Source organism: Streptomyces sp. NPDC052682, assembly GCF_040678435.1.
GTDB lineage: Bacteria > Actinomycetota > Actinomycetes > Streptomycetales > Streptomycetaceae > Streptomyces.
Map to the genome: position 1 here is coordinate 245,537 of NZ_JBFATS010000009.1, position 13,188 is coordinate 258,724.

Genomic DNA, 13,188 nt, shown 5'->3' on the forward strand with positions numbered 1-13,188 from the left:
GCGCTGTCCGCCCCCGCCTTCTCCTCTCCCCGTTCGACCCCTGACACGAGCCAACGAGCCACTGGGACGTCATGCAGATCCAGGACCTTCCCTTTTCCGACCCCGGAGTGCCGGACGCGCGCTCGGGCCCCCGATTCCTGTGGTGGCTCTTCCGGAACCAGCTGGGCGGACAGCTCACGTCGCTGGCCTGGGGGCTGCTGCACTTCGTCTCCGTCGCCGCCCTGCCGTTCTGTGTCGGTCTCGCCGTCCAGGCGGTCGTCGACCGCTCCGGCACCCGGCTTGCCCTGGTGGGCGGGCTGCTGGTGCTGTGCGGTGCCGCCATCGCGCTCGGCGACACCTTCCTGCACCGCGCCGCCGTCACCAACTGGATCACCGCCGCGGCCCGCGTGCAGCAGCTGCTGGCCCGCAAGGCCGCCCTGCTCGGCTCGGCGCTGACCCGGCGCGTGGCAGCCGGTGAGGTGGTGGCCGTCTCCACCGGCGACGTCGAGAAGATCGGCTGGTTCGTCGAGGCCCTGTCCCGGTTCACCGCGGCGGCGCTCACCGTGGTGGTGGCCTGCGTGGGACTGGTCGTCTACCAGCCCGCGCTCGGCGTGGTCGTCGCCCTGGGCCTGCCCGTGCTGGCGCTCGCCGTGCTGCCGCTGCTGCCGCGTGCGACCCGGCGCGCCGACATCCAGCGCGAGAAGGCCGGACGCGCCACCGAACTCGCCTCCGACACCGTCGCCGGTCTGCGCGTGCTGCGCGGCATCGGCGGGGAGGACCTGTTCCTCGACCGCTACCGCCGCGCCTCGCAGGAGGTCCGCCACGCAGCCGTCCGCAGCGCCCGGATGTGGTCCCTGATCTCCGCCATCCAGGTGCTGCTGCCCGGGCTGCTGCTCATCGCGGTCGTCTGGCACGGCGTCCACCTGGCCCGCCAGGGCCGGGTCGCCGTCGGCGAACTGGTCACCGTCTACAGCTCGGTGATGATCCTGACCTATCCACTGCGGCACTTCGAAGAGATCGCCATGGCCTACTCCTTCTCCAAGCCCTCGGCCCGGCGGGCCGCGGGCGTGCTGGCGCTGGAGCGGGCGACCGACGCCGGGGGCTCGCGCACGGCCGGCCTTCCCGCAGGCGACCTGTACGACCCGGCCACCGGGTTGCTGGCGCCCGCCGGCCGGTTCACCGCCGTGGTCTGCGGCGACCCCGACCTGGGCGGACGGCTCGCGGAACGGCTCGGCGGCCACCCCGCCGAGGAGGGGCCGTCGGTGCTGCTGGGCGGCGTACCGCTCGACGAGCTGCCGCTGGAGTCCGCCCGTACGGCCGTCCTCGTGCAGGACAAGGACCCGGTGCTGCTGTCGGGCACCCTGCGCGACCTGCTCGACGTCCCCGCCTCGGGCGATGTCGAGGCGCGCGAGGCCCTGGCGGCCGCCCAGTGCGACGACGTGCTGGCCGCGCTGGCGCAGGGCTCGCTCGACGCGCAGGACCCGCTGGACGCGCGGATCACCGAGCGCGGCCGGTCCCTGTCCGGCGGCCAGCGCCAGCGGCTCGCCCTGGCCCGGTCGCTGATCACGGACCCGGAGGTACTGGTCCTGGACGAGCCGACCTCGGCCGTCGACTCGCACACCGAGGCACGCATCGCCCAGGGCGTACGGGACCTACGCGCCGGGCGCACGACCGTGGTGTTCACCTCCTCCCCGCTGCTGCTCGACCGCGCGGACCGGGTGGTGTTCCTGCACGACGGCGAGGCCGTGGCGGTCGGCACACACCGCGAACTGCTGCGCACCGAACCCCGGTACCGGGCGGTGGTGACGCGCGAGACCGACGACGAGGCCCCGTCCGGCGGGCGCGCCGCGCGCGGCGACGTACTGGAGCTGGACGAGACCGTCCTGGACCTGGAAGAGATCGAGGAGACAGCATGATCGGCGTGGCGCCCCCGGCGTACGACCCGGCGGCCCCGACGACGGCCGGCACCCTGCCGGTCGGCGCGCCCGCGACCGTACGCGCCTACGTGGCCGAACTGCTGCGCCGGCACCGCCGGGCCTTCGTGCTGCTGGTCACCGTGAACACGCTGGCCGTCATCGCCTCGATGGCGGGCCCGTACCTGCTGGGCGGGCTGGTGGAGCGGGTGTCCGACGGCGCGCGGGAGCTGCACCTGGAGCTGACCGCGGGGCTGTTCCTCGCCGCTCTGGCCGTCCAGGCCGTGTTCGTGCGGCAGGTACGGCTGCGCGGCGCGATGCTCGGCGAGCAGATGCTGGCCGACCTGCGCGAGGACTTCCTCGTACGGTCGGTCGGGCTGCCGCCGGGCGTGCTGGAGCGGGCCGGGACCGGCGATCTGCTGTCGCGGATCACCACGGACATCGACCGTCTGGCCAACGCGATGCGCGAGGCCGTGCCCCAGCTGGCGATCGGCGTGGTGTGGGCCGGGCTGCTGCTGGGCGGCCTGGTGGTGACGGCGCCGCCGCTCGCGCCCGCGGTGCTGCTCGCCGTGCCGCTGCTGGTGATCGGCTGCCGCTGGTACTTCCGGCGGGCGCCCGCCGCGTACCGCTCGGAGGCCGCCGGATACGCCTCCGTGGCCGCGGCGCTCGCCGAGACCGTGGACGCCGGCCGCACCGTCGAGGCCCACCGTCTCGGCGAGCGCCGCGTCGCCCTGTCCGAGCAGCGGATCCGGGAGTGGACGGCCTGGGAGCGCTACACGCTCTGGCTGCGGTCGGTGCTCTTCCCCGTCATCACCGCCACCCATGTGACGGTGCTCGGCTCGGTGCTGATGATCGGCGGCGCGTTCGTCCTGCACGGCTGGATCGGCGTCGGCCAGCTGACGACGGCCGCGCTCATCGCCCAGATGCTGGTCGACCCGGTGGGTCTGATCCTGCGGTGGTACGACGAGCTCCAGGTGGCGCAGGTGTCCCTGGCCCGGCTGGTCGGCGTCCGCGACATCGAACCGGACGCCGGTGATCCGCAGCTGGCACCCGACGGGCGCCAGGTGCACGCCGACCGGGTGCGGTTCGGCTACCGGGAGGGCGTGGACGTCCTGCGCGAGGTGACCCTGGAGGTGGCGCCGGGCACCCGGCTGGCGCTGGTCGGGCCGTCCGGCGCGGGCAAGTCCACCCTGGGCCGGCTGCTCGCCGGCATCTACGCGCCCCGGGAGGGCCGGGTCACCCTTGGCAGCGCCGAGCTGTCCCGGATGACCGCGGAACGGGTCCGCTCCCATGTGGCCCTCGTCAACCAGGAGCACCACGTCTTCGTGGGCTCCCTGCGCGACAACCTGCTGCTGGCCCGCACCGGCGCCACCGACGCCGAGCTGTGGGCGGCGCTGGGCGCGGTCGACGCGGACGGCTGGGCCCGGGCCCTCGACGACGGCCTGGACACCGAGGTCGGCTCGGGCGCGGTGGCCCTCACCCCGGCGCAGGCCCAGCAGATCGCGCTGGCCCGCCTGGTACTGGCCGACCCGCACACCCTGGTCCTGGATGAAGCCACCTCCCTGCTCGACCCGCGGGCCGCCCGCCACCTGGAACGGTCCCTGGCCCGGGTCCTGGACGGCCGCACCGTCGTCGCCATCGCCCACCGCCTCCACACCGCCCACGACGCGGACGTCATCGCGGTCGTCGACAACGGCCGCATCAGTGAGCTGGGCAGCCACGACGAACTGGTCGCGGCGGACGGCGCGTACGCGGCCCTGTGGCGGTCGTGGCACGGCTGACCCGGGCGTCCGCTGCGGGCGGGGGGACTCCCCCTGGCCGGGGCAGGCCCGCACGGCCGTGGCCGGCCAGGCCGGCGCCTGGCGCCGGCCGGTGTCCGGCCCCGCCCGGACGGCGAACTGAGCGGGCACCCCGGAGAGCTGCGTGCCGTTGCGCGGTCCCGAAGCGGGGTGGAAGTCTGGAGTCAGGCACCGGCTCGGGGAACGCCCGGTGACCGCGCGGTTCAGCGACGGGTGGCGCCGGTGCCCCGTGCAGCGGCGGCCCGCTCGGCCGCCATGGCCGGGGGCCCGTCCCCACCCCCAGGAGGTATCCGTGAACAACGCCGGCGGATGGGGAGACGACGTCTACCAGCCCGATGCGTCCGACCAGCGGGAGGACACGGGCCTGCTCGACGCCGAGGACACCCTGGACTACGACGGTGTCGACGATCCGCTCGACCGGGGCTGGTCTCCTCCCGAGCGGCCCTGGGCCGTGGACCACGTCGGCGTGACAGCGGCGGAGCGCCGGCTGGGCGAGACGCTGGACCAGCGGCTCGCCGAGGAGCTGCCGGAACCGGGCGTTCCGGACGGTGACGGTCTCGGCGACTGCGCGAGCACGGACGGCGAACTCCTGGACAACGAGGTCGGCGCGGTTCGCTCCGGCCGTCTGGTGGCACCCGACGAGGGGGCGCATGAGGACGAGGAGCCCGCGCTCGTCGCCCGGGACGTCGGCATCGACGGTGCGGCGGCCTCGGCCGAGGAGGCCGCGGTGCACATCGTCGACGAGGAGTCCCTGCCCGGCTGACGCCCACCCGCGCCCGACGCCGCCGAGCGAAGCCGGTCCACAGCCGGCCGAAGCCGTCCGAGGAGCATCCATGCAGCAGGAGAAGCACCCCGACTACCACCCCGTCGTCTTCCGTGACCGCGCCGCCGGATACGCCTTCCTGACCCGGTCCACCGCGACCAGCGACCAGACCATCGAGTGGGACGACGGCGAGACCTACCCGGTGGTGGACGTGGAGATCTCCTCGGAGAGCCACCCCTTCTACACGGGCAAGGCCCGGACGGTGGACTCGGAGGGCCGCGTCGCCCGATTCGAGCGCCGGTACGGCGGCGGGTCGCAGTAGGACGCCGGGAGCGAGGGCGCGGCCCGGCTCGCTCAGATCACGTTGAGCGCCGCCGCGCAGCCCACGCCGCCCAGCACCATGAACGCCGGCATCAGCACCCTCAGCTCGACCCAGCTGCCCGCCCGGAACCGCATGGCCTTCGGCGGCCCGACCGGATACCAGCGCTTGCGGCCCACGGGGATGGGCCACAGGATCGGGCAGCCCGAGACGGTCAGCGCGTCCCCGATGTCATGCACCAGCGCGCCCAGCACCACCGGCAGCCCCAGCCACAGGTACTCCTGCCCCGGCGCGGTGAACAGCCAGTGGGAGCCGTTGCCCGGCTTGTCCAGGATGCCGGCGAGGATCCACGCGGTGGCCGCGGCGAGCAGCCAGACCAGTACGTCGCTGCTGGAGCCGCGGGCAGCCCGCCACAGCAGACCCTCGATCGCCAGCACCATGTGCACGAACAGGACAGCCAGCACGCCCCAGCGGTCGCCGGTGATCGCCACGACCGAACTGCCCACGCCGATCAGGACGGCCCACAGCCAGGTGTGCGTGAGGGTGCGGTGCCCGCCGGAGCGACGCGGGTCGCCCTGCTTCTTCGTCGCTTTGTAGACGGCGTACGACAGCTTGTCGACTATCTCGCACAGCCAGCGCGACAGCGGTCCGAAGGCCCGCGAGATGGTCGCCGCCTTGTGGTCCAGGTCGGGGGCGAGGGCGGCGCCGGCACAGATCAGGGCACCGGCGACCAGGACCGGCCAGGGCATCTGATGCCCGGCCGCGGCTGCGGCCGCACCGACGCCGAGCCAGGCCGCGGCGCCCGAGAGTGAGTGTGCTGGTCCCATCATCGCCGTCGCCTGTTCCATTCCTCGTGTGCCGCTGTCCAGTTGACCGGGTGCGTTGACGCGCCGTCGGCGACACAGCGTAGCGTTCGCGATCTTCGTACCCGCATCCGATTCCCGGATCGGCCAGGAGGCCAGGCAAGATGGGTCCGTGACCCTCATCGATCAGCTGCCGCCGACCGCCGACCCCGACGACCTGTACGAGGCCTTCGAGTCGTGGGCCCAGGAGCGTGGTCTCACGCTCTACCCCCACCAGGAGGAGGCGCTGATCGAGGCGGTCTCGGGGGCGAACGTGATCGTGTCGACGCCCACCGGCTCCGGCAAGAGCATGATCGCGGCGGGCGCGCACTTCGCCGCGCTGGCCCGGGACGAGGTCACCTTCTACACCGCCCCGATCAAGGCGCTGGTGTCGGAGAAGTTCTTCGAGCTGTGCAAGCTGTTCGGCACGGAGAACGTCGGCATGCTCACCGGCGACGCCTCCGTCAACGCCGACGCCCCCGTCATCTGCTGCACCGCCGAGGTGCTGGCGTCGATCGCGCTGCGGGACGGCAAGCAGGCGGACGTCGGCCAGGTCGTCATGGACGAGTTCCACTTCTACGCGGAGCCGGACCGCGGCTGGGCGTGGCAGATCCCGCTGCTGGAGCTGCCGCAGGCGCAGTTCATCCTGATGTCGGCGACCCTCGGTGACGTGTCCTTCTTCGAGAAGGACCTCACGCGGCGCACCGGCCGCCCCACGGCGGTGGTCCGCTCGGCGACCCGCCCCGTGCCGCTCTCCTACGAGTACCGGTACACCCCGCTCACCGAGACGCTCACCGACCTCCTGGAGACCCGCCAGGCGCCGGTGTACATCGTGCACTTCACGCAGGCGCAGGCCGTGGAGCGAGCGCAGGCGCTGATGAGCATCAACATGTGCACGCGTGAGGAGAAGGACCGGATCGCCGAGCTGATCGGCAACTTCCGCTTCACCACGAAGTTCGGCCGCAACCTCTCCCGCTACGTCCGGCACGGCATCGGCGTCCACCACGCCGGCATGCTGCCCAAGTACCGGCGGCTGGTGGAGAAGCTAGCGCAGGCCGGTCTGCTGAAGGTGATCTGCGGCACGGACACGCTCGGCGTGGGCGTCAACGTCCCCATCCGCACGGTGCTGTTCACGGCCCTGACCAAGTACGACGGCAACCGCGTGCGCACGCTGCGGGCCCGGGAGTTCCACCAGATCGCGGGCCGGGCCGGCCGGGCGGGCTTCGACACGGCGGGGCTCGTCGTCGCCCAGGCGCCCGAGCACGTCATCGAGAACGAGAAGGCGCTGGCCAAGGCCGGTGACGACCCGAAGAAGCGGCGGAAGGTCGTCCGCAAAAAGGCGCCCGAGGGCTTCGTCGGGTGGACGGAGAAGACCTTCGAGAAGCTCATCGAGTCGGAGCCGGAGCCGCTGACGTCCCGCTTCCGCGTGACGCACACCATGCTGCTGTCGGTGATCGCCCGGCCCGGCAACGCCTTCGAGGCGATGCGCCGCCTGCTGGAGGACAACCACGAGCCGCGCAAGCAGCAGCTGCGGCACATCCGCCGGGCGATCGCGATCTACCGTTCCCTGCTGGACGGCGGGATCGTCGAGAAGCTGGACCAGCCGGACGCCGAAGGCCGCATCGTCCGCCTGACCGTCGACCTCCAGCAGGACTTCGCGCTCAACCAGCCGCTGTCCACCTTCGCGCTCGCCGCGTTCGAGCTGCTCGACCCGGAGTCGCCGTCGTACGCGCTGGACATGGTGTCCGTCGTGGAGTCGACGCTGGACGACCCGCGGCAGATCCTCGCCGCCCAGCAGAACAAGGCGCGCGGTGAGGCCGTGGCCGCGATGAAGGCGGACGGCGTCGAGTACGAGGAGCGCATGGAGCGCCTCCAGGACATCAGCTACCCCAAGCCCCTGGAGGAGCTGCTCTTCCACGCGTACAACACGTACCGCAAGAGCCATCCCTGGGTCGGCGACCATCCGCTGTCGCCGAAGTCGGTCGTGCGGGACATGTACGAGCGGGCACTGTCCTTCACGGAGTTGGTGTCCTTCTACGAGCTGGCCCGCACCGAGGGCATCGTGCTGCGCTACCTCGCCAGCGCCTACAAGGCCCTCGACCACACCGTCCCCGACGACCTCAAGTCGGAGGACCTGCAGGACCTGATCGAGTGGCTGGGCGAGATGGTGCGCCAGGTCGACTCCAGCCTGCTGGACGAGTGGGAGCAGCTCGCCAACCCGGAGGAGATGACCGCCGAGGAGGCCCAGGAGAAGGCCGACGAGGTCAAGCCGGTCACCACCAACGCGCGTGCCTTCCGTGTGCTGGTCCGCAACGCCCTGTTCCGCCGCGTCGAACTCGCCGCCCTCGACCAGGTCGAGGAGCTCGGCGAGATGGACGCCGAGTCCGGCTGGGACGCCGAGGCGTGGGGCGAGGCGATGGACAAGTACTGGGAGGAGTACGACGACCTCGGCACCGGCCCCGACGCCCGCGGCCCGAAGCTGCTCGTCATCACGGAGGAGCCGGAGAACGGGCTGTGGCGGGTCCGCCAGATCTTCGACGACCCGAACGGCGATCACGACTGGGGCATCAGCGCGGAGGTGGATCTCGCGGCCTCCGACGCGGAGGGCCGCGCGGTCGTCCGCGTCACCGACGTCGGCCAGCTGTGAGCAGCCGCCCCAGCCGCCCCACCGTGAGCACAGGAGCATCCCCGTCATGACGAACCCGGCCGAGAGGCTTGTCGATCTGCTCGACCTGGAGCAGATCGAGGTCAACATCTTCCGTGGCCGCAGCCCGCAGGAGTCCCTCCAGCGGGTCTTCGGCGGCCAGGTGGCGGGCCAGGCGCTGGTCGCCGCCGGGCGCACCACGGAGGGCGACCGCCCGGTGCACTCGCTGCACGCGTACTTCCTGCGCCCGGGCCGGCCGGGCGTGCCGATCGTGTACCAGGTCGAGCGGGTGCGGGACGGCCGGTCGTTCACGACCCGCCGGGTCACCGCCGTGCAGCAGGGCCGCAGGATCTTCAATCTCACCGCCTCCTTCCACAAGCCGGAACAGGGCAGCTTCGAGCACCAGCTGCCGCCCGCCCGCGAGGTCCCGGACCCCGAGTCCCTGCCGACCGTCACGGACGAGATCCGGGCGCACCTGGGCACGCTGCCCGAGCAGCTGGAGCGGATGGCCCGCCGCCAGCCCTTCGACATCCGCTACGTGGACCGGCTGCGCTGGAGCGCCGAGGAGGTCAAGGACGCCGAGCCCCGCAGCGCGGTGTGGATGCGCGCGGTCGGGCCGCTCGGCGACGATCCCCTCGTGCACACCTGCGCCCTGACCTACGCCAGCGACATGACCCTGCTGGACGCCGTGCGCATCCCGGTCGAGCCGCTGTGGGGGCCGCGGGGCTTCGACATGGCGTCGCTGGACCACGCCATGTGGTTCCACCGGCCGTTCCGGGCCGACGAGTGGCTGCTGTACGACCAGGAGTCGCCGATCGCGGTGGGCGGCAGGGGCCTGGCGCGCGGGCGGATCTACGACCGCGAGGGCCGGCTGGTCGTGTCGGTGGTGCAGGAGGGACTCTTCCGCCGGCTGGACTGACCGGCCACCGGCGCCCCTGCCGGCCCGGCGGGGCGGTTCACCCGCCTGGTGCGCGCTGTGGTCGCCGGGTCCGGCGGCCACAGCGACGGGACCGCGCCCCCGAGCCCGGTCCCCGGGGAGCGCGACGTGGCACCGGGGCTCTACCTGGTGTTGACGGTGGCCGTCTCGCCCGGCATGCGCGGTGCCTGAACGCCCGGCCCACGACCGGCGAAGCGCATGACGGCGAACGCGCCCAGGTACAGCGCGGCGACCACCAGCAGCAGAGCCTGGTAGCCCGTCACCAGTGCCAGGTACTCGAGCGCGCCCCCGGTCATGGCGCCCAGCAGGTTCGCTCCGAACGCGGATGTCGGGTCGGAGGCGGATGCGAGGCGGTCGGAGAAGATGAGGTTGGCGCAGAAGATGGGTGTGAAGGCCAGGGCGATCGCCGCGGCCAGCCGCCCGGCGAAGGGCAGCGAGAGCACGGCGTCCGCGGGGACGAGCCAGGCTACGGCGAGGGAGGCGAAGAGCAGCAGTTGCAGGAGCGTCTGGTTGACCCGCCGCAGCCTGCGCCGGACCTCGAGCGCCGCGAGGACAGCGAGCAGCACGCCGAAGAAGACCAGGGCGTTGACCAGCCAGGTCGTGCCGAAGTAGAGCGCGAAGCCGATCACGTTCTTCGTCTCGAGCAGCATGAAGGCCGCACCGAGCAGGAACATGTCGGCGTAGCGGAGCGTCCTGCGGATGCGCACCCCGGCCAGGCGCACGGACAACAGTGCCACCAGCAGGATCGCGCCCAGCGCGCCCAGGTACAGCGTGGGGATGTTCCGGTGGAGCAGATACGGGAAGGGGTGGTCGTCGGTCGCGGCCGCCGGGACGGCGCCGCTCGCCTGCCAGGTCTTCTCGCAGCTCTGGTCGGCGGTCGTCATCCCCGACACCAGCACGGCCGCGTTCTTCTTGAACGTCGTCATGCAGGGCGCGTGACCGTAGACGTCTTCGAGTGACCCGGCGAAACGGTCGACCAGCCAGTCCTTGCGGTAGTAGTTGTACATGGCGAACGCGCCGTGCGGGGCAAGGTGGTCGCGCGCGGCCTCGAACGCCTGCCGGGTGAACAGATAGCTCTCCAGGCGCAGGTTGCTCGCGCCGGACACCAGCGTCAGCGAGTCCGGCAGCGCGAGAACGACCAGGTCGTACTTGGCGTCGGTGCGCTCCAGGAAGGCCCGCCCGTCGTCGATGTGCACGTGCACGCGGGGGTCGTCGTACGGTCTGGCGGGATGCCGCTGGGCGCCGATCTCCTGCAGCCGGGGGTCGATCTCGACGGCGTCCACGCGCTCCGCTCCGTGCGCCAGCGCCACCGCGACGTCGTTGCCGTTGCCGGCCCCGATGACCAGCACCCGCTTGTGCGGATTGCCGGGGGTCTGGTCGTACGCCTTGCGGTAGGGCGAGTTCTCCCGCATCAGCACCGCCAGCGGAGCGGTGCTCTGGTGCGGGACGCCGTTGGCCGAGATGTACCAGGTCCGGGTCGCGGACGGCGCGGCCTTGACCTCGATCTTGTAGTAGGGCGACCAGGAGATGCCGGCCGTCGCCGTCTCCAGGAAGAGCGCGGCGACCATGGCCACCAGGGGGATGCCGTACCAGAGGGTGTTGCGCCGTCCCCCGAGGATCAGCAGGGCCACCGCGGCGAGCACACCCCAGACGACCGACGGGGCCCGCAGCCAGGACAGCACCGCGAAGGACACCGAACCCGTGATGCTGCCGAGCAGGTCGTAGCGGTAGGCATCGAGCGAGGGAAGCTGACGGAAGAGATCGGCTGTGATCTTTCCGATGCCCGCCATGATCAGCGCGGTCAGCAGGAAGATGGCCGGCAGTGTCACCCACTCGGGCAGTCCGGTCGTCTTCACGGCCGTGAAGTAGATGACCTCCGCGCTGCTCTGACGCACCTGCACCGGGTACTCCCGCACCAGGACGACGAGGAGCGCGAGAGGGACCGGTGTCCAGCGTTTGAGCCACTGTCCGCGCGCGGCGGGGATCAGGAACCCGATGCCGATGCCGAGGAACGATCCCAGCAGGATGAAGTTCGAGAAGTAACTGAGGTGGACGACGTTGGCGCCCGCCCACCTGATCAGCGCCAGCTCGACGAAGAGCATGGTCGTGCTGGCCAGCACCAGCTTCCAGCGCACTTGCACCATTTTTTCGGTTTGCCCGGTTTCGGACGTCTTCATGCGGATGTACGGTGCCAGGTGCGGCGCGGGGAATCGAGGTGCCGTGCCGGTGCGACCCGCGGTCCGATCGGCTGGTCGTGCCGACGGAGCACGGGAACGCTGCGGCGAGCCGCGCCGGGCTGATCTTCTGACCGCTTCGGTGCGCAAGACGGCGCCCGGCCCGGCGGCCACCCCGGGTGGTTCGATCTCGCGGCGCGGACACCCGGCGACGTGCCGCCGATGGCGGGCGGATTGCGCGCTGCGTACGGAGCACGCCGCGCGGGGGCCGAACCTGACGGGGCCGGAGCCGGCTGGTCACGAGGCACCGCGCCGAAGCCGGCCCAGCAGGCCGCGCGGACGCGGAGTCTCCCGCCGTGCGGGCCGCTCGCCTTCGGGACGCGGTGGTGGCACGGTCCGCTCCGGTCCCGGCCGCAGGGCCCGGGCCTCCTCGACCGTCCGGGCCAGGTCGGCGCGGAGCCAGGCGATCTCGTCCGGCTCGTCGGCCGTCATGAGCGTCTCGCCGAGCTCCGCGGCCGGCGAGCCGGGCGCGCCGTGCACCGGAAGCGGGGGCCGGAGCCGGTCCAGCCGGGCGCGTTCCTCCCTGTCTCGTACGACGTCCGTCACGTCGGCGGGGTCGAGCAGACAGGCCACCGCCGCCGCCCGTGCCCAGGGATCGTCCCCGGCCTGCCGCAGCAGGAAGCCGAGGTGACGCACTCGCCAGTTGCGGGGCCTGCGGTCCTGCCCGGCTTCCTCCTGCCTGCGCAGTTCCGCGGGCATGCGGCCGTTCAGCAGGGGCGCGTTGCCCGGGTCGGACGCGAACTGCCGTAGTTCCTCGGCCAGATACAGCCAGATGATCGTCCGGTAGCGGTTCAGGTAGAAGCGCACGGGGACGATCCGGCCAAGGCGGGCCAGGCGCGTGAACCTGGTGGGCGTCACGCCGACGAGCTCGGCGCCTTCCTTGCTGCCCATGGTCCTCACGCGCTCGCGCAGCTCCTCCGCCAGGCCCTCCGTGGCCCGCAGACGGTCGAGCTCGGCGCGGGCGACGCGTCCGCTCCCGCCTCCCTCGTCGGGGACGGTGCGGATGAGTCCGAGGTTCACGGCGAGATCGAACTCGCCGCGCTTGAGGCCCAGTTCCCGCGCGGCCCGGCTCGGTGCGCAGGGACGGTGGCCGGGTGGCGTGGTGACGGTGCCGGTCATGGTCGGTCTCCCCCGTGGAGTCGGCGGCTGACGCCCGGTGCGTTCGCCGTGGAAAGACCGTAGCCGGTTCGGCGGATCTCGTGGCGAGCCTGTGGATAACTCCACGGGAGAAGGAGAAAGCGCAGGTCACAGGCCTGGGTCGGGTGTCCGTCCGGGGCGGCGGGCCTCCACGTCGAGATGCTCGCCGACCCGGTTGACCAGCAGTGTCATCTCGTACGCGATCTGCCCGATGTCGGCCTCGGCTCCGCTCAGGACGCACAGACAGCTGCTGGTGCCGGCCGCGGTGACGAAGAGCACCGCGTCGTCGAACTCGATCATCGTCTGACGCACCCCGCCCGCGCCGAAGTGGCGTCCCGAGCCCTTGGCCAGGCTGTGCAGTCCGGACGACACGGCGGCCAGGTGCTCGGCGTCCTCGCGTCGCAGTCCCGTGCTCGCCCCCGTCACCAGACCGTCGTTGGACAGGATCAGCGCGTGCCGCACGTGTTCCACGCGCTGGGTCAGATCGTCCAGCAGCCAGTCGAGTCCCTGGTTCTGCGCCATGTCGCGGTCTCCCCGTGTTCTCCCCGTATGTGTCACCTCACGGCCGCGGACGGCCGGAGGATCTCCACGCCAGCCTTCCCCACGACCGCACCGCGGGCA

Annotated in this window: 10 protein-coding genes; 6 read left to right on the plus strand and 4 right to left on the minus strand. The window is 72.3% G+C overall.

Annotated features, from left to right (window positions below):
• Positions 1-71 precede the first annotated feature (71 nt).
• From AB0K80_RS16765 to AB0K80_RS16780, 4 genes are all read left to right on the plus strand, one after another.
• Positions 72-1,895: an ABC transporter ATP-binding protein gene (locus AB0K80_RS16765; RefSeq protein ID WP_365670106.1), complete on the plus strand. Its 1,824-nt coding sequence runs from the start codon at positions 72-74 to the stop codon at positions 1,893-1,895.
• Positions 1,892-3,673 (plus strand): ABC transporter ATP-binding protein, encoded by a 1,782-nt coding sequence (locus AB0K80_RS16770; RefSeq protein ID WP_365670108.1) that lies wholly within the window; start codon positions 1,892-1,894, stop codon positions 3,671-3,673. Before AB0K80_RS16765 ends, AB0K80_RS16770 begins: the two co-directional genes overlap by 4 nt.
• A gap of 310 nt (positions 3,674-3,983) precedes the next feature.
• Positions 3,984-4,454, plus strand: a complete 471-nt coding sequence (locus AB0K80_RS16775) for a DUF5709 domain-containing protein (RefSeq protein ID WP_365670110.1) — start codon at positions 3,984-3,986, stop codon at positions 4,452-4,454.
• 70 nt (positions 4,455-4,524) lie between these two features.
• Positions 4,525-4,776, plus strand: a complete 252-nt coding sequence (locus tag AB0K80_RS16780; protein ID WP_365670112.1) for a type B 50S ribosomal protein L31 — start codon at positions 4,525-4,527, stop codon at positions 4,774-4,776.
• A gap of 32 nt (positions 4,777-4,808) precedes the next feature.
• On the opposite strand, the gene AB0K80_RS16785 is transcribed toward AB0K80_RS16780, so the two are convergent.
• Positions 4,809-5,603, minus strand: coding sequence for a metal-dependent hydrolase (locus AB0K80_RS16785; RefSeq protein ID WP_365670114.1), 795 nt, complete (start codon positions 5,601-5,603; stop codon positions 4,809-4,811).
• A gap of 145 nt (positions 5,604-5,748) precedes the next feature.
• On the opposite strand from AB0K80_RS16785, the gene AB0K80_RS16790 reads away from it, so the two are divergent.
• Positions 5,749-8,262, plus strand: a complete 2,514-nt coding sequence (locus tag AB0K80_RS16790) for a DUF3516 domain-containing protein (RefSeq protein ID WP_365670116.1) — start codon at positions 5,749-5,751, stop codon at positions 8,260-8,262.
• A 46-nt stretch (positions 8,263-8,308) separates the two neighbouring features.
• Complete coding sequence (locus AB0K80_RS16795) at positions 8,309-9,178, plus strand: acyl-CoA thioesterase II (protein ID WP_365670118.1); 870 nt, start codon at positions 8,309-8,311, stop codon at positions 9,176-9,178.
• A 140-nt stretch (positions 9,179-9,318) separates the two neighbouring features.
• Here AB0K80_RS16795 and AB0K80_RS16800 read toward each other — a convergent pair whose 3' ends face one another.
• From AB0K80_RS16800 to AB0K80_RS16810, 3 genes are all read right to left on the minus strand, one after another.
• Positions 9,319-11,331 (minus strand): spermidine synthase, encoded by a 2,013-nt coding sequence (locus tag AB0K80_RS16800; protein WP_365670120.1) that lies wholly within the window; start codon positions 11,329-11,331, stop codon positions 9,319-9,321.
• A gap of 336 nt (positions 11,332-11,667) precedes the next feature.
• Positions 11,668-12,549, minus strand: a complete 882-nt coding sequence (locus AB0K80_RS16805; protein ID WP_365670122.1) for a DUF6397 family protein — start codon at positions 12,547-12,549, stop codon at positions 11,668-11,670.
• Positions 12,550-12,675: 126 nt separating this feature from the next.
• On the minus strand, positions 12,676-13,089 hold the full coding sequence (locus tag AB0K80_RS16810; protein WP_365670124.1) for a roadblock/LC7 domain-containing protein: 414 nt from the start codon (positions 13,087-13,089) through the stop codon (positions 12,676-12,678).
• Between the last annotated feature and the right edge of the window lie 99 nt (positions 13,090-13,188).